This is a genomic window from Streptomyces sp. NPDC048523 (assembly GCF_043199815.1).
Taxonomy (GTDB): domain Bacteria; phylum Actinomycetota; class Actinomycetes; order Streptomycetales; family Streptomycetaceae; genus Streptomyces.
In genome coordinates this window covers 363690-386570 of sequence record NZ_JBICWQ010000001.1, presented here as the reverse complement: position 1 = coordinate 386570, position 22881 = coordinate 363690, and the positions used below count along the sequence as shown (strand labels likewise).

Below are 22881 nucleotides of genomic sequence, written 5' to 3'. Positions count from 1 at the left end.
GCGATCGACGGGATGGGATCAGGGCGTCGACAGCTCGAACCGCGCGATGCGGACCGCGCCGCCGAGCGCCTGGGTGGCGTGGTTGAAGAGGGCGAATCGGTAGCCCATGAAGAAGCGCCAGTCGTTGCCCATGGAGAAGGCGGGCCCGAGCCGGGTGAAGTGAGTGCCGTCGGTGCTGTAGGAGAAGGTTCCGGGGCGGGCCGCGCCGGGGCGGATGTCCGCGGTCGCGCGCAGCCAGACGCGGCCTCCCGCGAGGGGCACGCTCGCGACCTCGGTACCGGTCGCGGTGGTGTTCCAACTGCCGTCCATGGTCAGTCCATTGACCATCGTCACCCGTGCCGCGCCGCCGTCGCGCCTGACGCCGATCCACGCGGAGGAGTCGCGGAGCAGCGCGAGTCCTGCCCGGTCGCCGTCCCGCATCGCGGAGTGGTCGAGCTCGACCGTGGCGGTGGAGGTGGGCCCCTGGATGCGGTGCGTGAGGGTGTTGCGGGCCCAGTACAGGTCGCCGGTGACGGTCGCCGTCCGCAGGGTCAGGCCGTCGCCGGCCGACCACTTGGTGTTGTCCGGGTTGTGGTTCCACTCCCATCTCGGCTTGAGGGCCGTGCCGTCGAAGGTGTCCACGCCGGTCATCGGGGTGACCTGGCGGGGCGGAGCGGGCACGGCAGGGCCGGGGTACGACGTGCCCCAGGCGCCATTCACCAGTTGGACGACGGGCCAGCCGTCCGGGGTCCAGGTGACGGGTGCGAGGACCGGCACCCGGCCGCCGGGATAGGCGTCCACGAAGGCCATGTAGTACCAGGCGCCGCCCTGTGTCTGCACCAGCCCGCCCTGGTGCGGGACACCACCGCCGGGGATCGGCCCGCGCAGGTCGAGGAGGACCTGTCGCATCGTGTACGGGCCGAAGGGACCGCCCGACGACTTCAGGATGTACTGCCCGTTCGCCGGACGGGTCAGGAAGATGTAGTACTGCCCGTTGATCTTGTAGAACCGGGAGCCCTCGAGGGTGCCGACGCTCGACGGTGTGGTGAACACCTGCTGGGTACGGATTTGGCTCCGGCCGTCGGGCGAGAGCTGGGCCACGCTGATGGTGGTGTTCCCGTACGCCACGTACAGGGTGTCGTCGGTGTCGACGAGCAACCCCGCGTCGTAGTACGGGGTGTTGATCGTCGTCAGCCTGCTCCACGGCCCCTCGACGGCGGTGGCGGTGTAGACGTACGTCCTGGCGAAGTCGATCTGGCCGAGCCAGTAGAACGTCCTGTTGGCCGGACGGTAGGCCAGTGACGACGCCCAGATCCCCCTGACGTAGCCGCGGGCACCGTTCAGGTCGTACTTGGCCCCGAAGTCGAGCACGGGCACCGAGTGACCGGCGATCTCCCAGTTGACGAGGTCGTACGAACGCAGGACGGGGGCGCCCGGTGAGTAGTGCATGGTCGAGGCGGAGGCGTAGTAGGTGCCGCCGACGCGGATGACGTCGATGTCCGCGAAGTCCTGCCAGATCACCGGGTTCGTGTACGGCGCGGCGGCCGTGGGGGCCGGTCCTCGGGCGGGAGCGGAAGCGGCGGTGGGGGAGGGCCCCGCCAGGGACAGGAGGGCGCCGGTGACCAGGCCGCCGCCGACGGTCAACGCCTTTCGGCGATCGAAGGGTTGGCGAGGACATGACATATCCATGTGTCGTTCTCTCTGCGAGGGAGCGCTGCGGGGGCGGGGCTGTCCTGCTCGTTCGAGAGTGTGAACGCCGACTGACGTGTCGAGCAATCAGGATGATATGTGCCTGACACATCCCGTCAATGCCTCTCGCAGGATTCGCTGTGAGCAGCGAAATGTTTCGGCGATTTGAGGGTCCTGATGTACTGAAGTGAACAGTTGACAGCCCGTCAGGTGTTGACACATACGGGACTACCTCTAGCATCCGTAAAGCCAACGATCCGAAACCCGACCGAAATTTCGAACCGTCGTTGAATGTCATGTGCCTGACATGGAGTTGCCCTGCACGGTTTCATCCACTGTCTTGCCGTGTCTCGCGAGGTTCCCTGAAAGGAATCACCGATGCCACGACCCTCCGTCAGACGACTGCTCCGCGTCCTCGCGGCCGCCGCGCTGACCGTCACCGCGTCCCTGACTGCTTCCGCCCACTCCACCGCTTCGGCCGCCCCCGGCAGCCCCGCACTCACCCCGCCCCTGGGCTGGAACAGCTGGAACAGCTTCGGCTGCGGGGTCACCGAGGCGCAGGTCCGCCAGGCCGCGGACGCGATGGTCTCCTCGGGCATGCGGGACGCCGGGTACCGGTATGTGGTGGTCGACGACTGCTGGTTCGACCCGCAGCGTGACGCGGCCGGCAACCTCCGGGCCAGTCCGACCAAGTTCCCGAGCGGGATGAAGGCGCTCGGGGACTACATCCACGGCAAAGGCCTGAAGTTCGGTATCTACCAGGTGCCGGGCGAGCGCACCTGCGCGCAGACCAGCGGTGCCTATCCGGGGTCGACGGGAAGCAGGGGACACGAGACCCAGGACGCCTCGACCTTCGCCTCGTGGGGCGTCGACTACCTCAAGTACGACTGGTGCTCCTCCAGCGGCACCCGCGACGAACAGGTCGCGCGTTTCTCGCTGATGCGGGACGCCCTGCGGGCCACCGGACGGCCGATCGTCTACAGCATCAACCCCAACAGCTTCCACGCCATCACCGGGGCCACGTACAACTGGGGCGAGGTCGCCGACCTGTGGCGGACCACCGAGGACCTCCTCGACATCTGGCAGAACGGCAACACCAACAGCTATCCGATGGGCGTCGGCAACGTCCTGGACATCACCGCGCCGTTGGCGGCCCAGTCGGGTCCGGGGCACTGGAACGACCCCGACATGCTGGTCGTGGGCCGCCCCGGCCTGTCGCTCACGGAGTCCCGCTCCCACTTCGCCCTGTGGGCCCTGCTGGCCGCACCGCTGATGGCCGGCAACGACATCCGCACCATGTCCCCCGACGTGAGCGCGATCCTGCGCAACCCGCGTCTGCTGGCGGTGAACCAGGACGCACTGGGCGCCGGCGGGCGCAGGGTCCGCGACGACGGCAGCACCGAGGTGTTCGCCAAGCCCCTGTCCGACGGCTCGGTCGCGGTCGGGCTGTTCAACCGGGGCAGCGGTACCGCGACCCTCACCACCAGCGCCGCACAAGTCGGTCTGTCCGGCGGGTCGTTCACCCTGACGGACCTGTGGAGCGGCGGTACCTCCAGCACCTCCGGGCAGATCTCGGCGAGCGTCCCCGCACACGGCGTGGCCGTGTTCCGGGTGACCGGCGGCAGCCCGCAGGCCGCCACCACCTCGCGACTGCGCGGCAACGCCTCCGGCCGCTGTCTGGACGTGGACAACGCCTCCACCGCGGCCGGAGCCACCGCACTGATCTGGGACTGCCACACGGCCGCCAACCAGCTGTGGACCACGTGGGTCGGCGGCGAGATCCGCGTCTACGGCGACAAGTGCCTCGACGCCTACAACCAGGGCACCGCCAACGGAACCCGGGTCATCATCTGGTCCTGCAACGGCCAGGACAACCAGAAGTGGACCCTCGGCTCCGACGGGACGATCCGCAACCTCCACGCCGGGCTGTGCCTCGACGCCGACCAGTCCGGCACCGCCAACGGAACGCCCCTGGTCCTGTGGACCTGCAACGGCCAGGCCGGCCAGAGGTGGACCCGCGCGTGAGGGACGTCGCGCTCCTGTCCCACCACCAGGAATGCATCCACCGGACAAAGCACCCGCCGAACAAGGGGAGTCGCATGATGACAAGAGCCCGATTCCGCTTATGGCACACCGTTGTCGCGGTGCTGCTCGTGCTGGCCACGGGAGGCTCGGCAGTGGCCGCCGGCCGAGGTGAGAACGTCCCGCTCACCGCCTCCGGCACCGCCGCCCCGACCGCGGGATGCGGGAAGACCCCCACGCTGACCAGCGGTACCCACACGATCCAGAGCGGCGGCAAGAACCGCAGCTTCATCCTGAAAATCCCGGACGGCTACGACCGTAACCACCCCTACCGGCTGGTCTTCGGATTCCACTGGCTGGGCGGCACCTCGACCGATGTCGCCACCGGCCGCACGGTCGACACCGGCACCTGGGCCTACTACGGGCTGCAGCGGCTGGCGAACAACAGCGCCGTCTTCGTCGCCCCACAGGGCCTCAACAACGGCTGGGCCAACTCCGGCGGGGAGGACGTCGCGTTCGTCGACGACATGATCCGGCGGATCGAGGCGGACCTGTGCGTCGACACCACCCAGCGCTTCGCGCTCGGCTTCAGCTACGGCGCCGCCATGTCGTACGCCCTCGCGTGCGAGCGCGCCACGGTCTTCCGCGCGGTCGCGGTGCAGAGCGGCGGGCAGCTCAGCGGATGCGGCGGCGGCACCGAGCCCATCGCCTACCTCGGAGTGCACGGCCTCAGGGACAACGTCCTCGGCATCTCCGGCGGACGGGCGATGCGGGACCGGTTCGTCAGGAACAACGGCTGCACCCCCCAGAATCCGCCGGAGCCCGCCCAGGGCAGCCTGACGCACCGGGTCACCACCTACTCGGGCTGCTCGGCCGGGCATCCGGTCGCCTGGGCCGCGTTCGACGAGGGACACATCGCCGCCCCGCAGGACGGGGCGCCCGGTGACAGCGGCAGGACCTGGGTGCCGGGAGAGGTGTGGAAGTTCTTCACGCAGTTCCAGACCTCCGACCCGTCACCGGGTACCGCCACCTGCAAGGTCAACCGCACCGTCAGCGCGTGGAACAGCGGCCTGACCTCGAACATCACCATCACCAACACCGGTACCGCCGCGATCGACGGCTGGTCCCTGGCCTTCACCCTGCCCGGCGGGCAGACCATCACCTCCGGCTGGAACGCGGACTACTCACCCGCCTCCGGCCAGGTCACGGCCAGGAACGTCTCCCACAACGCCACCATCGCGCCGGGCGCCTCCGTCGGCATCGGCTACCAGGCCGTCCACACCGGCGACACGGCCGCGCCGGGCTCCTACACCCTCAACGGCAACGCCTGTGCCGTATCGGGGAGTTGAGCGAACCGACCGCGGACCGTCGCACCTGCCGCCGTGTCCTCAGCGCGCTCGCAGCACATCCAGTGCCGTGAGAGCGGCGTGGAGTTCGGTGCGCTGGTCGCCCGATTCGAGGTCGCGGACCAGGAGGCGCTCGATGGTGCGCAGCCGTTGGTACAGGGTCTCGCGGGCGAGGCCGCCGCGGCGGGCGGCGACGGTCTTGTTGCCGGCCGCGTCGAGGTAGTGGCGAAGGGTCGTCAGCAGGTCGGTGCCGTGCCGGGTGTCGTACTCGACGAGCCGCCCCAGTTGGCGTTCGGTGTACGCCTGGATCCTGGGGTCCTCGCGCAGGGCGTACAGCAGGCGGCGCAGGCCGATGTCGGAGAGTTCGTGGAACGAGCGGTCCGGAGCTAGCGGCTGGCCGGGCGGCGTGGCCTCGGCGACTCGGGCCGCCTCGCGGAAGGAGCGGGCGGTGTCGCGGAGGTCCGTGACCTCGGAGCCGACACTCACGACGGCTTTCGGGGCCATGCCCAACGCGATGCCGCTCAGGCGTTCGACGATGGGCCGCCACGGTTCGGCGGGACGCAGGGCCAGCAGGATGCCCAGTCGGCCGGGGGCCAGTTCGCCGACGAGGCTCACTGCGCCTGCCGTCCTGAGTTCCCGGAAGATGCGGGACTCCGGATCGCTCTCCGTGTCCTGCGGGCCGAGGTCCACGAGGACCGCGACATAGCGGCTGCGGTGCGTCGGCAGGCCCAGTGCCGCGCAGCGGGCGCCGGCGTCCTGCGGAGAGAGGTGACGCTGTTCGACCAGCTCACGCAGGACGTTCCGGTGCGCGGTGCGTTCCCACCGGGTGGGGTGGATGAGGCGCGCGACGGTCAGGGCCATCGCGGTCCTCTCCAGCACGGTGATGTCCTCCGGGCCGAAGGCAGGCCCTTCGTCGGCGCGCGCGGGAAGCATGACCGCCCGGCCCCAACGTTCGCCCTGGTACTCGACGGGTGTCGTGAGCCAGCCCTCCGGACCGCAGGCCGCGGTGTGCGCGCCCGGCCCGGTGGCTCTGGAGCGCTGCTCCCAGTCGGTGAGCGCCTCCTCCACCGTTCTTCCGGACGGTTCGCAGATCAGCGCCTGGTGAACCAGATTCTCCAGGACGACCGTGCGACCGCTGATCTCCGCCGCCGCGCGCACCACGTCCTCCGGCCCGGCTCCGCGCAGGGTGAGAGCGGTGAACGCCTCGTGGATACGCTGCGCGCGGCGCAGGGCGTCCGTCTGGTTGCCCAGCAGGAGCGCGTGCACGACCTGGGTGACCTCGAGGAAGTTGACGTCCTTGGCCAGGGTGACGAGAGGCAGACCGCGCAGGCGACAGGCTTCGACGAGCGCGTCCGGCGGGCGGTGGTAGCGGCGTACGAGTTCGATGACCAGCGCCGCGGCCCCGACATCGGCGAGTTCGTCGACGTACCGGCGCACGCCGGCAGCGTCCTCGGGCAGCGGCATTCCGGTGGTGAGCACGAGTTCGCCGCCCTTGAGGAAGGACGCGGGGTCGGTCAGCTCGGTGACGTGGACCCATTCGACCGGCCGGTCCAGGTGCGGCGCACCGGTCACCACCTGCGGCTGCCCGGCGGACAGGACGGGAAGGGCCAGGACGTCGGCCACGGTGAGCGGACGGGTGAGTTCCTGGCCGGCCGGGTGGTTGTCGTTCACGGTGTCTCCACGGGGTCCCCTGCCCCCACCGAGCCCGAGTGCTCGGGGGCAGGGTCCGGCCACTGTGACAAGCGCCGCTGACCTGCGCAAGAGCGGTCCGTGAGCGAGCGGCGCCCGGCAGCGCCGGCGCGGGACCGACACAACGTCCGGATGTGGCGCCCCAGCCGGACAGATCGCGCTGTGCCGCAGCCCCGGCCCGCGGAGATGCTCGGCATACCGCAGGAGACCGATACCGAGGCCGGGAGACGAACATGACCGCACTGTCGCCGCACCTTCGCCAGGCCACACCCGTCGTGGCGGTCCGGGGCGAGGGCGTCCACCTCTACGGCGAGGACGGCCGCCGCTACCTCGACTTCACCGCCGGGATCGGCGTCACCAGCACCGGGCACTGCCACCCCAAGGTCGTGGCCGCGGCGCAGGAGCAGGTGGCCACGCTGATCCACGGTCAGTACACGACCGTCATGCACCAGCCGCTGCGGCGGCTCGTCGAGAAGCTCGGTGAGGTCCTGCCGGCTGGCCTCGACAGCCTGTTCTTCACCAACTCCGGCAGCGAGGCGGTGGAGGCCGCGCTGCGGCTGGCCCGTCAGGCCACCGGCCGACCGAACGTCATCGTCTGCCACGGCGGTTTCCACGGCCGTACCGTGGCCGCCGCCTCCATGACCACCTCAGGCACCCGTTTCCGCTCGGGTTTCTCCCCGCTGATGAGCGGCGTCGTCGTGACCCCCTTCCCGTCGGCCTACCGGTACGGCTGGGACGAGGAGACCGCGACCCGCTTCGCACTCCGAGAGCTGGACCACACCCTGCAGACGATCTCCGCTCCCGCCGACACGGCCGCGATCATCGTCGAGCCGGTGCTCGGCGAGGGCGGGTACGTGCCCGCCACCCGGGCTTTCCTGGAGGGCCTCAGGGAGCGTGCGGACCGCCACGGTTTCTTGCTCATCCTGGACGAGGTACAGACCGGCGTCGGCCGCACCGGACGCTTCTGGGGCCACGACCACTTCGGCGTCACGCCCGACATCCTCGTCACCGCCAAGGGCCTGGCCAGCGGTTTCCCGCTGTCGGGCATCGCCGCCTCCGAGGAGCTGATGACCAAGGCGTGGCCCGGCTCGCAGGGCGGCACGTACGGCGCCAACGCCGTCGCGTGCGCGGCGGCCTGCGCCACCCTCGACGTCGTACGCGACGAGAGGCTCGTCGAGAACGCCGAGGCGATGGGCAAGCGGCTGCGCCAGGGTCTGGAGGCGGTGGCCGAACGGACGCCGGGCATCGGCGACGTCCGCGGCCTCGGCCTCATGCTCGCCGCCGAGTTCGTCACCGAGGACGGCAGCCCCGACCCCGAGACCGCCGCCCGCGTCCAGCGCGCCGCCGTCGACGAGGGCCTGCTCCTCCTGCTGTGCGGGGCCTGGAACCAGGTCGTACGGTTGATCCCGGCGCTCGTCATCGACGAGACGGCGGTGGACGAGGGCCTCCAGGCATGGGAGGCCGCGGTCGAGGCCGGTACATCGGGATCGGCACGGCGATGACGGACACCACCACGGCCCTGGAGCCGCTGGTCGCGCGGCTCGCCGAGACCGCTCCCGGCCTACGGGTGGAGACCGGCTCGGGTGCCACCGGTCCCTATGCCTACGACGCCTCCAACTACCGGGTCCCACCGAGGGCCGTGGTGTTCCCCCGCACCGCCGACGACGTGGTCGCGGTGCTGCGCTCCTGCCGTGAGACGGGCATCCCGGTCACCGCGCGCGGCGGCGGCACCAGCATGGCGGGCAACGCCGTCGGACCGGGCGTCGTCCTGGACTTCTCCCGGTACATGAACCGGATCCTGGACATCGACGCGGACGCGCGCACCGCGCGTGTCGAGGCGGGAGTGGTCCTGGACGCGCTGTGCGGCGCAACGGCCCTGCACGGGCTCACCTTCGGTCCCGACCCCTCCTCGCACAGCCGCTGCACCCTCGGCGGCATGATCGGCAACGACGCGTGCGGCAACCGATCGGTGCGGCACGGGCGCACCGGCGGCCACATCGAGGCGCTGGAGCTCGTGATGGCCGACGGTGTGCGGGCCGTCGCCGACCGCACCGGCCTGCGCGCGGCCGACCCGGACGACACGGACGCGGTCCGCCATGTCGCCCGCCTCGAAGCGGACGTACGCCGCCTGATCGACGCCAACCTGGCGCCCATCCGCACCGAGCTGGGCCGGATACCGCGCCAGGTCTCCGGCTACCAGCTGCACCACCTGCTGCCCGAGCGCGGCTTCGACATGGCCCGCGCTCTCGTGGGCACCGAGGGCTCCTGTGCGGTCGTCACCGCCGCGACGGTCCGCCTGGTGCCGACCGCACAGGCCGCCACCCTGCTGGCACTCGGCTACGACGATGTGGTCGACGCCGCCGAGGACGTTCCCACGATCCTGCGCTGGAGTCCCACCGCCGTGGAGGGCATGGACGAGGCGATCGTCGCCACCATGCGTGCCCGGCGCGGTCCGGACTCCGTGACCGGGCTGCCCGAGGGACGTGCCTGGCTGTACGTCGAGCTCGACGGTGACGACCAGGAGGCGGTCGACGCCCGCGCCGCTGAGCTCCTGGACGTACTCGAGGCCCAGGGCCGGATGACCGCCGGGCGGGTCGTGCGGAGCCCGGCGGAACGGCGCGCCCTGTGGCGGGTCCGTGAGGACGGTGCAGGGCTCGCCGCCCGCCTGGTGGACGGCGGAGAGTCGTGGCCCGGCTGGGAGGACGCGGCGGTCGCGCCCGAGAACCTGGCCGCCTACCTGCGCGACTTCCGCAAGCTGCTGGCCGGCCACGACCTGACGGGGGTGCTGTACGGGCACTTCGGCGCGGGCTGTGTCCATGTGCGCATCGACTTCGACCTCGCCACGGCGGACGGACGCGGTGCCGCCCGCCGCTTCCTGAGCGAGGCGGCAACCCTGGTCGCCGGCCACGGCGGCACCCTGTCGGGTGAACACGGCGACGGACGGGCCCGCTCCGAGCTGCTGGAGATCATGTACACCCACGGGCTGATCCGTACCTTCGCCGCCTTCAAGGAGATCTTCGACCCCGAAGGGCTGCTCAACCCGGGCATCATCGTGGCCCCGGCCCGCCTCGACGCCGATCTGGCGCTGCACACGCCCGCCGACGTGCTTCCCGTCGAGTCCCTCTTCTCCTTCCCGCACGACGCGGAAGGCTTCGCGGGCGCGGTGCGCCGCTGTGTCGGTGTCGGCCGCTGCCGCAGCGACGCGGGCGGCGTGATGTGTCCCAGCTACCGGGCCACGGGCGAGGAGAACGACTCCACGCGCGGCCGGTCCCGTCTGTTGCAGGAGATGGTGCGCGGCGAGTTGGTGGAGGACGGCTGGCGCTCGACCGAGGTGCGCGACGCCCTCGACCTGTGCCTGTCCTGCAAGGCCTGTTCCAGCGACTGCCCGGTCGGCGTCGACATGGCCACGTACAAGGCGGAGTTCCTGCACCACCACTACAAGGGCAGGCTCCGGCCGCGCTCCCACTACTCGCTGGGCTGGCTGCCCCTGACCTCGGCCCTCGCCGGATACGCGGCGCGCCCTCTGAACGCGCTGCTGCGAGGACCGGCCGGCAGGCTGCTCGCCCGTCTCGGCGGCGTCACCACGAAACGCCTGATCCCGGCGTTCGCCTCCCGCCGCGCGCTGCGCCGGGCCCTGCGGTCGGCGAGGAGCGGTGAACCGGCGAAGACCGTGCTCTTCGTCGACAGCTTCACCCGCGCCTTCCGCCCCGAGGTCGCGGGAGCGACGAGCCGTGTACTCGCCGACGCCGGCATCCCGTGCACGACCGAGGACGGCCTGTGCTGCGGCCTGACCTGGGTCAGCACCGGCCAGCTGTCCGTCGCGCGCCGCGTCATGACCCGTACCGTCGCCCGCCTGGACAACGGCGACGACCGGCCCGTCGTCGTGGCCGAACCGAGCTGCGCCGCGGCCCTCAAGCGCGACGTGCCCGAACTCCTCGACACCGACGCCGCCCGGCGCGTCGCGGCCCGGGTCCACACCCTCACCGGGGCCCTCACCGACCTCGCCGCACCCGACTGGACGCCTCCCGAGCTGCCGGACGAGGTCGTGTTGCAGACCCACTGCCACGAGTACGCCACCTTCAAGGGCCACCACCCCCGCGGGTTGCTCAGCCGCCTCGGAGTGACGAAGGTCGACGAGGCCGAGGGCTGCTGCGGACTCGCCGGCAACTTCGGCTTCGAGGCACAGCACTACGACACCTCGATGGCCGTCGCCGACCTGGCGCTGAAGCCCCGCCTCGACGGCATCGACCACGACACGCCCGTAGCGGTCGTGGCGGACGGCTTCAGCTGCGCCACACAGATCGACCACCTCGCCGGTGACCGGGGCATCCGCGCCCTGCACCTGGCGGAACTGCTCGACCCCGCCGCCCCCGGTCGTCACACCCCGGGGACAGCTGCTTCCCGTGCGTCCAGGACCAGCACCGCGACGTGCAGGGACGTGCGCTGCAGACCTGATTCCAGGTCGCAGCCCAGGAGCCGTTCGATGGTGTGGAGGCGCTGGTAGTACGCCTGCCGGGACATGCCGACGCGTTTCGCCGCGACCGACTTGTTGCCGGCCGCCGCCAGATAGGCGCGCAGTGCCGCCAGCAGATCACCGCTGTTGCGGTCGTCGTGCTCGATGAGGCGGGTCAGTTGCCGTTCCGCGTACCGCTGCAGACGGGTGTCCTGACGCAGGACACCCAGCAACTCCGGCAGCTGCACGTCGGCGGTGACGTAGAACCACCGCTCCGCGGAGGCCGGTGTGATGGCCTCGGCGGTCTGCTCGGCCTCCTGCCACGACCGGGCGATCCCGGAGAGGTCGGTCACCCCGGGGCCGACGGCGACGACGGCCTCCGGTCCCAGCTCCTCCCGGGTCAGACGGCCGATCCGCTCGGCGACCGGCTGCCAGGCGCTCGCCTGTGCCAGTGCCAGGAGTACGCCGATCCGGCCGGGGGCCGTCTCGCCGACCAGGGCGCGGACGCCGATCTGTGTCAGCGCCTTCGCGATCCGCTCGTCGAGGTGCTCACCCGCGGTGCCGGTGTGCGTGTGGCGGATGACCAGGGCGAAGAGCCGGTGCCCGAAGGCCGGGAGCCCCAGTGCCTCGGCGCGGGCGCGCGCGTCCGCGGGTGAGCGGAAGCGCCGTTCGTACAGGTCCCGCAGTACGGAGCGGTGGGCCCGGCGCTCCCACCAGGCCGGCCCGGCCAGGCGTGCCATGGTCAGCGCGACCGCGGCGCGCTCCAGCACCAGGACGTGTTCCGGATCGGGCTCGGCGTTCAGCCGCCCTTCCAGCAGAACGAGCCGCCCCCACGGCCCGTGGTGGTCCTGCACCGGCGCGATCAGCCACCCCTCCGGGCCGCTCGGCCTGATCGTCTCCGGCGTCGGGGCGGCCCGCGAACGCCGCGACCAGGCCGACACCACCGGCTCGTACGGCCGGCCGAGCAGCTCGCACATCAGGACCCGGTGGGTGAGATCCTCCAGCACCACGGGGGCTCCGGTGAGCTCCGCGGTGGTGTGCACCAGTTCCTCGGGGTCCGCGCCCCGCAGCGTCAGCGCGGTGAAAATAGCCTGGATGTCCGTTCCGCGACGCAGCAGGGCTCCCTGGGCGTCGAGGATGAGCGCGTGCACCGTCTGCGTGACGTCGATGAACCGGACGCCACGGGCCAGCTCGACCAGCGGCACTTCTCGGGCACGGCACGCCGCCACCAGCTCGGGGGGCACCTTCCGGTACCGGTAACCGAGCTCCACGACCAGACCGGCCGCTCCGACGTCGGCGAGCTGGTCGACGTAACCGCGCAGCTCGGAGGCGTCCTCGGGATACGGCATGCCGGTGGTCAGCACCAGCTCGCCGCCCTCGAGGAAATCGGCGGGGTTGAGCAGCTCGGTGACATGCACCCAGCGCACGGGCCTGTCCAGCTGTGCCTCACCGGCCAGCACGCGCGGCATCCCTTCGGCGAGCACGGGCAGGCGCAGTACCTCCGTGATGGTGGGGAACTGCCCGGCTGCGGGACGTCTGGGCGGCATAGGGGGTGCTTTCGTCCGAGGCGATCGGGTTACCTTCGCACCGGCCACCCCCCGTGACAAGAGGTGTCCGGCATTTCGTCGAGCCCGGTCGTGCGCAGTGACAAACCGTCTTGAGAAGACACCGCGGTGGAACACAGTGTGGGTTGACCTGCACGTTCCCCGGGGCCGAAAGTGAACGCCATCCCCAGTGGGACCCGAACCGGAAAAGTCCGCACGGTGTCCGCATCGTGCTGGGGCCCGACTGCCGTCCAGACCACACCATCGAAAGGAGCGACTCATGCGCATCCCGAAGCGGGTCGCCGTGATCGGTGCCGGCAGCATGGGCAGCCAGGCCATGTGGCGACTGGCCGCCCGCGGAGCCGAGGTCATCGGCTACGACCGGTACGCCCCGGGTCACGACCGCGGTGCGGCCGGGGGCGAGAGCCGCATCTTCCGAGCCGTCCACCTCGGCGAAGCCGGGTACCTTCCGCTGCTGCGGCTGGCGGACGGGCTGTGGGAGCAGCTCCAGGCGGAGACGGGCCGGTCGCTGCGGCGCCGCAGCGGCTGCCTCGTGATGGGCGAGACCGCGTCACCGACCATGCGCCTTCTCCTGTCCACCAGCGCCACCCACCGTCTGGACCACGAGGTACTGGACCGGGACGCTCTGGCCCGTCGTTACCCGCAGCACCGTCTCCCGGACGGACACACCGCCGTACTCGACCGGATGGGCGCCGTCATCAGGCCCGAGGCGTCGGTCCAGGCGGCCGCCACCCGTGCCGAGGAACTGGGCGCCCGGCTGCACCGCTACACCCCGGTGCGGGAGATCGTCCCGGCGGCGGGGGGCGGCGTGCGGATCGTCACCGACCACGGCACGGACCACGTGGACGCCGCCGTGGTGACCGTGGGCCCCTGGATCAACACACTGCTCCCCGACCTCCCGCGGACCGTCGACGTCCGCCGGGTGATCTGCTCCTGGCATCTGCCCACCCGCCACGACTGGTTCGCGGCCGGGGCACCCCCCTTCGTACGCGCCACACCCCACGACTGCTTCGGGCTCCCGTCACCCGACGGCCTCTCCGTCAAGCTCGGTCTCTCCGTCGCACGCCATCTGCCGGTGCCCGAGCCCGACCGGCTCGACCGTACCGTCCGCCCCGAAGAACTCGGCACCTTCCGCGAGCTCATCTCCGAGCTGATGCCCGACCTGAACCCGGATCCCATCAGGATGTCGGCCTACATGGAGGGCTACACCGACTCCGGTGACCCGCTCGTCGGCCATCTCCCCGGCGAGGACGACGTCATCGTCATGGCCGGCTTCTCCGGCAGCGGCTTCAAGATGTCGCCCGCCATGGGCGAGATCGCCGCCGACCTGGCGCTCGACGGCACCACTGAACACCCCATCGACTTCCTCGCTCCGGCAGGAGTCGGCGCCGCCTGACCCCCCGGCGACACCGGCGGCTTCACTCCTCACATCGCTATCCCTGCCATGTACACGACAGGAGTACCCTCATGCCCATTCCCTCGTTCCAGTTCCGTCCGAAGTACGTCTCGTTCGACTGCTACGGCACCTTGATCGAGTGGCCGATGACCCCCATCACGCGTGAACTCGTCGGCGACCGGATCCCCGCTGAGCACTGGGACCAGTTCGTCCGGGAGTTCCGCGGTTACCGCTACGACTCGATCTGCGGCGCGTACTACCCCTACGAGCAGACTCTGCAGGACGCCTTCGAGCGGGTCTGCCGCAAGTGGGGTGTGCAGGCCGACCCGGACGCGGGCAAGCGGTTCGCCGACGGTGTGCGCAGCTGGGGCCCGCACGCCGACGTGCCGGAACCGCTGAAGAAGATGGGCGAGAACTACAAGCTGGTGATCCTCTCCAACGCCGGGGACGACTTCCTCGAGGAGAGCGTCCCCCGGCTCGGCGCGGACTTCCACGCGGTGTTCACCGCGGAGCAGGCCGGCTACTACAAGCCCCGCTACGCCGCGTTCGAGTACATGCTCGACCAGCTCGACGCCTCCCCCGAGGAGTTCGTACACGTCTCCTCGCACACCCGCTACGACCTGATGCCGATGCACGACATGGGCTTCCGCAATCTGGTCCTGCTGGACCGTGGCTACGACCCGGTGACCCACGGCTACGACTACGTGACGGTGAAGTCCCTGGACGAGCTCAACACCATGCTCGGCATCTGACGCGCGACGCACCTCGTCCCGCAGGGACAACCCCGAAGGACCCCAACCCCCCACCCAGCGTTTTCCGTTCCCCCGAATCCCCACCCTCACCAGGAGGCGCCCGATGGAAGCCAACCGGATAGGACGCAGAACCGTACTCCGCACCGCAGGCGCGCTCGCCGCCGCCTCGGCACTGACCGGATGCGGCACCCTCATGGGCAACGGCGAAAGCCGCGGCTCGTCGGGCGGCGGCAAGAAGAGGCTCGTCGTCAGCAACAGCGGTGGCGCCTACAACGACGCTCTGATCAAGGCCATCTACGAGCCGTTCGCCAAGGAGACGGGCATCACGGTCACGACGGTCAACTACCAGTCGGCGCAGATCATCGCCCAGGTCAAGCAGGGCCGTCCGCAGGTGCACCTGCTGGACAACACACTGCTGAACTTCCAGAAGATGGCGCGGCTGGAGTGTCTGGAGCCGGTGGACCACGATCGGCTGAAGAACGTCAAGGGCGCCGGAATCGCGGAGGTCAACCTGCCGGAGCACGCGGTCGGCAAGAACGTGTGGGCCAGCGTGATGGCCTACCGCACGGACAGCCTCAAGCGCGCCCCGAAGAACTGGGCCGACTTCTGGAACACCCACTCCTTCGGCGGCGCCCGCTCCCTGCAGAGCGCGGAAGTCGACCTGCCGGAGCTGGAGTTCGCGCTGCTGGCCGACGGTGTGCCGCTGGACGGGCTCTACCCCCTCGACGTGGACCGGGCGTTCGCGTCGATGTCGCGGATCCGCGGTGATGTGAAGAAGTTCTGGAACACCGGCGCCCTGCCGGCCGTCCTGCTCGGCCGCAAGGAGGTCGTCGCGACCAGCCTGTGGGGCGGCCGCGCGGACGAGCTGATCAAGCAGGGTCAGCCGGTCGCCTACCAGTGGAACGGCGCCCGCCGGATGACCAACGGCTGGGGCATCCCGAAGGGCGCGGACAACACCGACGCGGCCTACCAGCTGATCGACTTCTCGCTGCGGCCCGAGGTGCAGGCGGCCTTCGCCAAGCTCAGCCCCACCGGCGGCCCGGTCGTCCCGGCGGCGACGAAACTGCTCTCGGACGACGTCCTGGCCTCGCTGCCGACCTCGCCGCAGAACCTGAAGACCGGGTTCGACGCGGACCCCGCCTGGTGGGACAAGAACCGTGACGCCGTCACCAAGCGCTGGCAGGAGTGGGCCGATGCCTGAACGGACCCGGAGTCTGACCGCCGGAAAGCTCTCCGCCGACGACCTCGCCGCCGCCCTGGCCCCTCGCTCCTCCGCACCGACGGGCAGGTCGCTGTCGGTGACCGGGCTGCGCAAGTCCTACGGCGGGACGACGGTGGTCGACGGCGTGGACATGGAGATCGCGGCGGGTGAGTTCGTCACCTTCCTCGGCTCGTCCGGTTCCGGCAAGACGACCACGCTGATGATGCTCGCCGGCTTCACCGAGCCCGACTCCGGCACCGTCACCGTCGACGGCCGGGACATCACGCAACTCAACCCGGGCAAGCGGGACTTCGGTTTCGTCTTCCAGCAGTACCTGCTCTTCCCGCACATGACGGTCGCCGAGAACGTCGCCTTCCCGCTCCAGCTGCGCGGGGTGGACAAGGCGGAGATCCGCCGCAGGGTCGGGGAGACGCTGGAGGCGGCGGGCCTGTCGAAGTTCGCCGGCCGCAAGCCCCGCGAGCTCTCCGGCGGTCAGCAGCAGCGCGTCGCACTGTGCCGGGTCCTGGTCTACCGCCCGCCGATCGTGCTGATGGACGAACCGCTGGGTGCGCTGGACAAGCGGCTCCGCGACCAGATGCAGACCGAGATCAAGAGCATCCAGCGCGAACTCGGCCTGACCGTCGTCTATGTGACACATGATCAGGAAGAGGCCCTGGTCCTGTCGGACCGGATCGCCATCATGAAGGACGGCCGCATCGAGCAGTTCGACACCCCACGCGGCCTGTTCGAACGCCCCCGCACCCCGTTCGTCGCCGACTTCCTGGGCGCCGCCAACTTCCTCACCGGCAAGGTCGAGGTCGGCGGAGCGGACGACTGCACCCGCGTACGACTGGACACCGGAGGCGTCCTCACGGCCCGCGCCCACCCCTGCGCACCGGGCCAGAACGTACGGGCCGCGGTGCGGCCGGGCAAGCTGCGCCTGGTCGGTGCCGAGGAGAGCTGCTGTTCCGGCACCGTCGAGACGGCCGTCTACGTCGGCTCGCTCACCCGGATCTCCGTCCGCCTGGACGGTGCCGCTCCGGGGACGCCACCGCTGCGGATCGAGACCGCCCACACTCCGCCCCGCCCCGGCGAGCGGGTGTGCGTCACGGCGGACCGCGAGGACGTCAGTGTCTTCGACGCGACGGACGGGGGGTGAGCCCATGGCCGGCACCGCTCTCGCACCCACCAAGGTGCGGGTGAAAACGTCCGAGAAGCGCGGACACCGCTCCCGGATCGCCCTGGTCAACGCCGTCCCCGTCACGGTGTTCCTGCTGGTGCTGTTCGTCTACCCGATCATCGGGGTGCTCTCCCTCAGCCTCAAGGGCGACAGCGGCGGATTCACCCTGCACTGGTACGCCGACGCCCTCAGCGGCGTGAACCTGTCCGTGCTGCTCTCCACCCTGCGGATCTCCGCGGAGACCGCGCTGCTCAGTCTCCTGGTGGGTTTCGTCCTGGCGCACGCCATCACCCGGATGCGCCCCGCCCTCGCCGCGCCGGCCATGCTGATCGTGGTCGTGCCGCACTTCATCAGCGCCCTGGTACGCACCTACGGGTGGATCATCATGCTCGGTGACCACGGCCTCATCAACACGCTGTTGACCTCCCTGCACGTGCCCGGAGCCCCGTTCTCGCTCCTCTACAACGAGACCGGTGTGGTCATCGGCACCACCTCGGTGATGCTGCCCTACACCGTCCTGGTTCTTCAGGGCGTCATGCGCGGCGTCGACGGCCGGCTCCTGGCCGCGGCGGCAGGCTTCGGCGCCGGCCGTTTCACCATCTTCCGCAGGATCTACCTGCCGCTGGTCGCTCCCGGGATCGGCACCGCGGGTCTGCTCAGCTTCATCCTGTGCCTGGGCTACTACATCACCCCGGCCCTGATGGGCGGCGACAAGCAGACCGTCGTCGCCGCGCTCATCGACCAGCAGGTGATGAAGCAGGACCAGTGGAACTCGGCCGCCGCCTTCGGCGTCATCCTGCTCCTGCTCACCTTCGCCGGCCTGGGCGTACTCGGCCTGGCCAAGCTCCGCCGCAAGCAGGCACACGCACGAAGGAGCAGCTCATGATGGAACTGCCCGCCACCCGGGCCGGACACATCGGCCGCGCCGTGAGCGCCACAGCAATCCTGCTGTTCCTGGCGATGCCCATCGTCATCATCCTGATCACCTCCTTCGGCGCGGACGGCATCGGCACCTTCCCGCCCAAGGAGTACAGCACCCACTGGTACGAGCAGATGGCCGCGCCCGGCGGCAACTGGGCCGCCTCCATCGCCCTGTCCAGCCTCATCGCCACCCTCACCACCGCGTTCTCCCTCATCCTGGGAGCCACCGCCGCCACCGCCCTGGCCCGCGGCCGACTGCCCCTGCACACGGCGGTCTACGGGCTGGTCCTGGCTCCGCTGCTCATCCCCCAAGTGGTCATCGCGCTCGGCCTGTTCCTGTTCTTCGAACCGGCCGGCATGCTCGGCAGCCCACTGGCCATCGCCCTCGGCCACACCGTGCTCGCCGCACCCATCGCCATCCTCATCATGATCTCCACGCTGAGGGGCATCGACGAACGGCTGGAGGACGCGGCGGCCAGCATGGGCGCCGGACGCCTCACCATCGCCCGGCGCATCACCTTCCCCCTGGCCACCCCCGGGTTGATCGCCGCCGCGGTGTTCTCGTTCATCACCAGCTTCGACGAGTTCTTCATCGCCCAGTTCATGTCGACACCCGACACCCGCACCCTGCCGGTCCTGGTCTTCAACGCCCTCCAGTTCGACGTCGATCCGACCGTCACCGCCGTCAGCGCCGTCCTCATCGCACTCGCCGTCCTCGCCCTCGTCCTGGTCGCCGTCGTCCGCAAACTCGGCGGCCACCGCAGCGGCCGGCACGTCCTCCCCGTAGAACCCCTCGCCTGAGCCTTGCGCCGGCACGGGCCGTGCCACCGCTGACAGCGCCCTCGGCCGGGCCCCTGCCGGGCCCCTGCCGTGCCCCTCCGCGCCCTCCCCCTGACCCATTCCCGCAGGAGACCCGTTATGAAGACGATCCCGTACTGGGTAGAAACCGCCGGGGCGTTTCCCGACCGGTCCGGCAAGCCACTGACCGAGGACACCGACCTGGTGGTCGTCGGCGCCGGCCTGACGGGTCTGTCCACCGCCCTCCACTCCGCCCGCAAGGGCGCCCGCGTCACCCTCGTCGAGAAGAGCCAGATCGGCTCCGGCGCCTCCGCGCGCAACGGCGGAATGGCCAACCTGGGCTTCACCATCGGCGTGGGCCAGGCGATCCGCCGGTACGGGCTCGAACGGGCCCGCGAGATCTACAACTCCTACGGCAATGCCGTGGACACCGTCGAGCAGCTCGTGAACGAGGAGTCCATCGACTGTCAGTTCCGCCGCGTCGGACGCCTGGGCGTCGCGTCCCGCCCGGCGCACTTCGAGAACAAGAAGGCCCAACAGCGCGACCTGGCCAAGTACTTCGGACACGAGACCACGCTGATCGACAAGTCCGAGCTGCGTTCCGAGATCGGATCCGACGCCTACCACGGCGGCCTGCTCGACCCGCTCAGCGCCGCACTGCACGTCGGCCGCTTCGTGCGCGGCATGGCCGAGGCGTGCGAGCGCACCGGTGTCGAGATCCACGAGCGCAACGCGGCCATCGGCGTACGGCGTACCGCCGCCGGCCGGTTCGAGGTCAGCACCGAACGCGGTGTGATCCGCGCCGGGCAGGTCATGATGGCCACCGACGCCTACACCGACAAGAACTTCCCGTGGCTGCGCCGCCGGCAGGTCTGCCTGGGCAGCTTCATCATCGTCACCGAGCCGCTCGGCGAGGAGCTCGCCCGGGACATCATCCCGAAGGCCCGCCTCATCGTCGACTCCAACCAGGTCTGCCACTACTTCCGGCTCACCCCCGACAACCGGCTGCTGTTCGGCGGCCGCGCCCGCTTCGCGCCGTCCGACCCCACCTCGGACAAGAAGAGCGGGGCGGTTCTGTTCCGTGAGATGTGCGAGGTCTTCCCCCAACTCGCCCGGACGAAAGTCGAGTACGTGTGGGGCGGCTCCGTCGGTTTCGCGAGGGACCGCATCGTGCACGCCGGGCAGTCGGATGACGGCGTCTACTACTCCATGGGATACGCGGGCCACGGCGTGCAGATGGCCACGCACATGGGCCAGGTCATGGCCGAGGTGATGGACGGCCACCCCGAGGCCAGCCCGGTCCGCGACCTGGCCCCGCCCCGCATCCCCCTCTACAACGGCACTGCCTGGTTCCTGCCCTTCGCGGGCGCCTACTACAAGACGCTGGACCGCATCCGCTGACCGGTCGGCAGCCCCTCGACACCCACACAAGGAGATACCACGATGACTGTCGTCCGTGATGTTCCCAAGCAGCTGTTCATCGGCGGTGACTGGCAGGACGCCGAGTCCGGCCGGACGCTGTCCGTCGACAACCCGGCCACCGGCGAGGAACTGTGCCGGGTCGCCGACGCCTCGCCCGCGGACGGCCGGCGTGCCGTCGAGGCGGCGGTCGCCGCACAGGCCGCCTGGGCCGCCACCCCGCCCCGGGCGCGCAGCGAGATCCTGCGCCGCGCCTACGACACCATCATCGAGCGCACCGAGGACCTCGCGCTGCTGATGACCCTGGAGATGGGCAAGCCCCTGGCCGAGGCGCGCGCCGAAGTCGCCTACGGCGCCGAGTTCTTCCGCTGGTTCTCCGAGGAGGCCGTCCGTATCGACGGCGGCCTGATGACCGCCCCCGACGGCAGGAACCGTCTGCTGGTCAGCCGCCAGCCGGTCGGCCCCTGCCTGCTCATCACGCCATGGAACTTCCCCCTGGCCATGGGCACGCGCAAGATCGGCCCCGCCATCGCCGCCGGCTGCACCATTGTCCTCAAACCCGCCCCCCAGACCCCCCTGACCAGCCTCGCCCTCGCCGCCATCCTGAAGGAAGCCGGGCTCCCCGACGGCGTCCTCAACATCATCGTCACCACCGACGCCGCCGGCGTCGTCGAGCCGCTGCTGCGCGGCGGGCAGATCCGCAAGCTCTCCTTCACCGGCTCCACCCAGGTCGGCCGGATCCTGCTGGCCCAGTGCGCCGACACCGTCATCCGCACCTCCATGGAACTCGGCGGCAACGCCCCCCTCATCGTCTTCGACGACGCCGACCTCGATGTCGCCGTCGAAGGCACCATGGTCGCCAAGATGCGCAACATGGGCGAATCCTGCTGCGCCGCCAACCGCATCTACGTCCACACCTCCGTGGCCGAGGAGTTCGCCACCCGTCTCGCCGCCCGCATGGCCGCCCTGACCGTCGGCGACGGCACCGAACCAGGCACCGACGTCGGCCCCCTCATCGACACCGCCGGCCGCAGCAAGGCCCACGACCTGGTGCGCGACGCCGTCAAGCGCGGCGCCACCGTCCTGACCGGAGGTGAATTCCCCGAAGGCCCCGGCTGCTTCTACCCGCCCACCGTCCTCACCGGCATCGCCCCCGACTCCGCGATCATCGACACGGAGATCTTCGGCCCGGTCGCCGCGATCCGTCCCTTCGACACCGAGGACGAGGCCATAGCCGCCGCCAACGACACCGAATTCGGCCTCGCCGCCTACCTGTTCACCCAGAACCTCGACCGCGCCCTGCGCGTCGCCGAGCGCCTCGAAAGCGGCATGATCGGCCTCAACACCGGGCTCGTCTCCAACCCCGCCGCCCCCTTCGGCGGCGTCAAGCAGTCCGGCCTGGGCCGCGAAGGCGGACGCGTCGGCATCGACGAGTTCCTCGAGTACAAGTACATAGCCGTCCCCGTCGGAGCCTGACATGCCCGAGCGACTCGTCGTCCTCTACCGCGGCAACCGGCCCCCCGCCGCCGCACTCATCGAACGCCTCATGGACACCGTCTACGCCACCGAGGAGGAACTCCCCTACCTCCTCCCAGGCGCCGACGCCCTCCTGGCCTGGGTGACCATCACCCCGGCCATCCGCGAAGCCTGGCCGGACAACCCGGAGAAGGCACCGCGGTGGGTCCACGCGTCCTCCGCGGGCGTGGACTCGTTCCTCTTCCCGGCCCTGGTGAACGATCCGGGCGTCGTCCTCACCAACGCCCGCGGCGTCTACGACCAGCCGACCGCCGAGTACGTCCTCGGCCTGATCCTCGCTCTCGCCAAGGACTTCCCCGGCACCTGGGAGCACCAGCGGCGCCGGGAGTGGCGTCCACGCCCCAGCGACGGCATCACCGGCCGCACCGCACTGGTCTGGGGCACCGGGCCGATCGGCCGGGCCATCGCCCGGCTGCTGCGGGCCGCCGGGATGCGGGTGTGCGGCGCGGGCCGCGAGGCCCGCGCGGACGACCCCGACTTCGGTACGGTCCACGGCGAGGCGACCCTGCGCTCCGCGCTGACGGAAGCGGACTACGTCGTCCTGGCGGCACCCCTCACCGAGGGCACCCGGGGCATGGTCGATGCCTCCGTGCTCGCCGCCATGAAGCCTGGGGCACGGCTGATCAACGTAGGCCGGGGCGGGCTCGTCGACGAGGAGGCGCTGGTCGACCACCTCGCCGCCGGCCGGCTCGCCGGCGCGGCCCTGGACGTGTTCGCCCAGGAACCGCTGCCCGCCGAGTCACCCCTGTGGGACATGCCCGGCGTGATGATCTCCCCGCACACCGCGGGGGAGACCACCAGTGAACGGGAGGCGCTCGTGGAGGTGTTCCTCGACAACCTCACCCGGCACCTCGAGGGCCGTCCGCTGCGCAATGTGGTCGACAAGCGGCGCGGCTACGTGGTCGACGAGACGCGCCCCGGGTAGGGGGCGAGCA

At 70.6% G+C, this 22881-nt stretch carries 15 protein-coding genes and 1 pseudogene; 13 read left to right on the top strand and 3 right to left on the bottom strand.

The genetic code is table 11. From position 1 onward, the window contains the following. Positions 1–18: 18 nt before the first annotated feature. Positions 19–1662 (bottom strand): glycoside hydrolase 43 family protein, encoded by a 1644-nt coding sequence (locus ACGFWE_RS01790; RefSeq protein WP_393598892.1) that lies wholly within the window; start codon positions 1660–1662, stop codon positions 19–21. A 384-nt stretch (positions 1663–2046) separates the two neighbouring features. On the opposite strand from ACGFWE_RS01790, the gene ACGFWE_RS01785 reads away from it, so the two are divergent. Together ACGFWE_RS01785 and ACGFWE_RS01780 are read left to right on the top strand one after the other, a co-directional pair. Beyond that, positions 2047–3693, top strand: a complete 1647-nt coding sequence (locus ACGFWE_RS01785) for a glycoside hydrolase family 27 protein (RefSeq protein WP_393597126.1) — start codon at positions 2047–2049, stop codon at positions 3691–3693. 77 nt (positions 3694–3770) lie between these two features. Then, positions 3771–5039 (top strand): cellulose binding domain-containing protein, encoded by a 1269-nt coding sequence (locus tag ACGFWE_RS01780; protein WP_393597124.1) that lies wholly within the window; start codon positions 3771–3773, stop codon positions 5037–5039. Between the two features lie 39 nt (positions 5040–5078). On the opposite strand, the gene ACGFWE_RS01775 is transcribed toward ACGFWE_RS01780, so the two are convergent. Continuing rightward, the gene (locus ACGFWE_RS01775) at positions 5079–6707 is read right to left on the bottom strand and encodes a PucR family transcriptional regulator (protein WP_393597122.1); all 1629 of its coding nucleotides are present in this window, start codon (positions 6705–6707) and stop codon (positions 5079–5081) included. A gap of 251 nt (positions 6708–6958) precedes the next feature. Here ACGFWE_RS01775 and ACGFWE_RS01770 point away from each other — a divergent pair, with 251 nt between their 5' ends. Then, positions 6959–8227 (top strand): aspartate aminotransferase family protein, encoded by a 1269-nt coding sequence (locus ACGFWE_RS01770; RefSeq protein ID WP_393597120.1) that lies wholly within the window; start codon positions 6959–6961, stop codon positions 8225–8227. After that, entirely contained in the window at positions 8224–11229 is a 3006-nt protein-coding gene (locus ACGFWE_RS01765; protein WP_393597118.1) for an FAD-binding and (Fe-S)-binding domain-containing protein, read from the top strand. The genes ACGFWE_RS01770 and ACGFWE_RS01765 overlap by 4 nt, the downstream gene beginning before the upstream one ends. Here the strand turns inward: ACGFWE_RS01765 and ACGFWE_RS01760 are convergent. Then, a pseudogene (locus ACGFWE_RS01760) lies at positions 11112–12725 on the bottom strand (PucR family transcriptional regulator); the annotation flags it as partial. The gene ACGFWE_RS01765 and the pseudogene ACGFWE_RS01760 overlap by 118 nt on opposite strands. Before the next feature lie 277 nt (positions 12726–13002). Between ACGFWE_RS01760 and solA the strand changes: the two are divergent. The 9 genes from solA to ACGFWE_RS01715 all read left to right on the top strand — a co-directional run bounded on the left by solA (position 13003) and on the right by ACGFWE_RS01715 (position 22871). Next, entirely contained in the window at positions 13003–14139 is a 1137-nt protein-coding gene (gene solA, locus ACGFWE_RS01755; protein WP_352385190.1) for an N-methyl-L-tryptophan oxidase, read from the top strand. Positions 14140–14210: 71 nt separating this feature from the next. Next, entirely contained in the window at positions 14211–14891 is a 681-nt protein-coding gene (locus ACGFWE_RS01750; RefSeq protein WP_352385192.1) for a haloacid dehalogenase type II, read from the top strand. A gap of 103 nt (positions 14892–14994) precedes the next feature. Beyond that, entirely contained in the window at positions 14995–16092 is a 1098-nt protein-coding gene (locus tag ACGFWE_RS01745) for an extracellular solute-binding protein (protein ID WP_393597115.1), read from the top strand. Next, positions 16085–17251 (top strand): ABC transporter ATP-binding protein, encoded by a 1167-nt coding sequence (locus ACGFWE_RS01740; protein ID WP_393597113.1) that lies wholly within the window; start codon positions 16085–16087, stop codon positions 17249–17251. The genes ACGFWE_RS01745 and ACGFWE_RS01740 overlap by 8 nt, the downstream gene beginning before the upstream one ends. Positions 17252–17255: 4 nt before the next feature. Further along, a complete protein-coding gene (locus ACGFWE_RS01735; RefSeq protein ID WP_352385198.1) occupies positions 17256–18158 on the top strand; it encodes an ABC transporter permease in 903 nt (300 codons plus the stop codon). Further along, positions 18155–18994, top strand: a complete 840-nt coding sequence (locus tag ACGFWE_RS01730) for an ABC transporter permease (protein ID WP_393597111.1) — start codon at positions 18155–18157, stop codon at positions 18992–18994. The genes ACGFWE_RS01735 and ACGFWE_RS01730 overlap by 4 nt, the downstream gene beginning before the upstream one ends. Positions 18995–19111: 117 nt before the next feature. Next, positions 19112–20392 carry an NAD(P)/FAD-dependent oxidoreductase gene (locus ACGFWE_RS01725; protein WP_393597109.1) on the top strand — a complete coding sequence of 427 codons (1281 nt, stop codon included), beginning with the start codon at positions 19112–19114 and terminating at the stop codon, positions 20390–20392. A gap of 42 nt (positions 20393–20434) precedes the next feature. After that, the gene (locus tag ACGFWE_RS01720) at positions 20435–21886 is read left to right on the top strand and encodes an NAD-dependent succinate-semialdehyde dehydrogenase (protein ID WP_393597107.1); all 1452 of its coding nucleotides are present in this window, start codon (positions 20435–20437) and stop codon (positions 21884–21886) included. 1 nt (position 21887) lies between these two features. Further along, on the top strand, positions 21888–22871 hold the full coding sequence (locus tag ACGFWE_RS01715) for a D-2-hydroxyacid dehydrogenase (protein ID WP_393597105.1): 984 nt from the start codon (positions 21888–21890) through the stop codon (positions 22869–22871). Positions 22872–22881: the final 10 nt, after the last annotated feature.

Excerpts from the sequence above, each read along its gene's own strand:
- ACGFWE_RS01750 (WP_352385192.1), top strand. The coding sequence starts at position 14,211 with ATGCCCATTCCCTCGTTCCAGTTCCGTCCGAAGTACGTCTCGTTCGAC.
- solA (WP_352385190.1), top strand. The coding sequence starts at position 13,003 with ATGCGCATCCCGAAGCGGGTCGCCGTGATCGGTGCCGGCAGCATGGGC.
- ACGFWE_RS01730 (WP_393597111.1), top strand. The coding sequence starts at position 18,155 with ATGATGGAACTGCCCGCCACCCGGGCCGGACACATCGGCCGCGCCGTG.
- ACGFWE_RS01780 (WP_393597124.1), top strand. The coding sequence starts at position 3,771 with ATGACAAGAGCCCGATTCCGCTTATGGCACACCGTTGTCGCGGTGCTG.
- ACGFWE_RS01745 (WP_393597115.1), top strand. The coding sequence starts at position 14,995 with ATGGAAGCCAACCGGATAGGACGCAGAACCGTACTCCGCACCGCAGGC.
- ACGFWE_RS01785 (WP_393597126.1), top strand. The coding sequence starts at position 2,047 with ATGCCACGACCCTCCGTCAGACGACTGCTCCGCGTCCTCGCGGCCGCC.
- ACGFWE_RS01725 (WP_393597109.1), top strand. The coding sequence starts at position 19,112 with ATGAAGACGATCCCGTACTGGGTAGAAACCGCCGGGGCGTTTCCCGAC.
- ACGFWE_RS01715 (WP_393597105.1), top strand. The coding sequence starts at position 21,888 with ATGCCCGAGCGACTCGTCGTCCTCTACCGCGGCAACCGGCCCCCCGCC.
- ACGFWE_RS01770 (WP_393597120.1), top strand. The coding sequence starts at position 6,959 with ATGACCGCACTGTCGCCGCACCTTCGCCAGGCCACACCCGTCGTGGCG.
- ACGFWE_RS01720 (WP_393597107.1), top strand. The coding sequence starts at position 20,435 with ATGACTGTCGTCCGTGATGTTCCCAAGCAGCTGTTCATCGGCGGTGAC.
- ACGFWE_RS01765 (WP_393597118.1), top strand. The coding sequence starts at position 8,224 with ATGACGGACACCACCACGGCCCTGGAGCCGCTGGTCGCGCGGCTCGCC.
- ACGFWE_RS01740 (WP_393597113.1), top strand. The coding sequence starts at position 16,085 with ATGCCTGAACGGACCCGGAGTCTGACCGCCGGAAAGCTCTCCGCCGAC.
- ACGFWE_RS01790 (WP_393598892.1), bottom strand. The coding sequence starts at position 1,662 with ATGTCATGTCCTCGCCAACCCTTCGATCGCCGAAAGGCGTTGACCGTC.
- ACGFWE_RS01735 (WP_352385198.1), top strand. The coding sequence starts at position 17,256 with ATGGCCGGCACCGCTCTCGCACCCACCAAGGTGCGGGTGAAAACGTCC.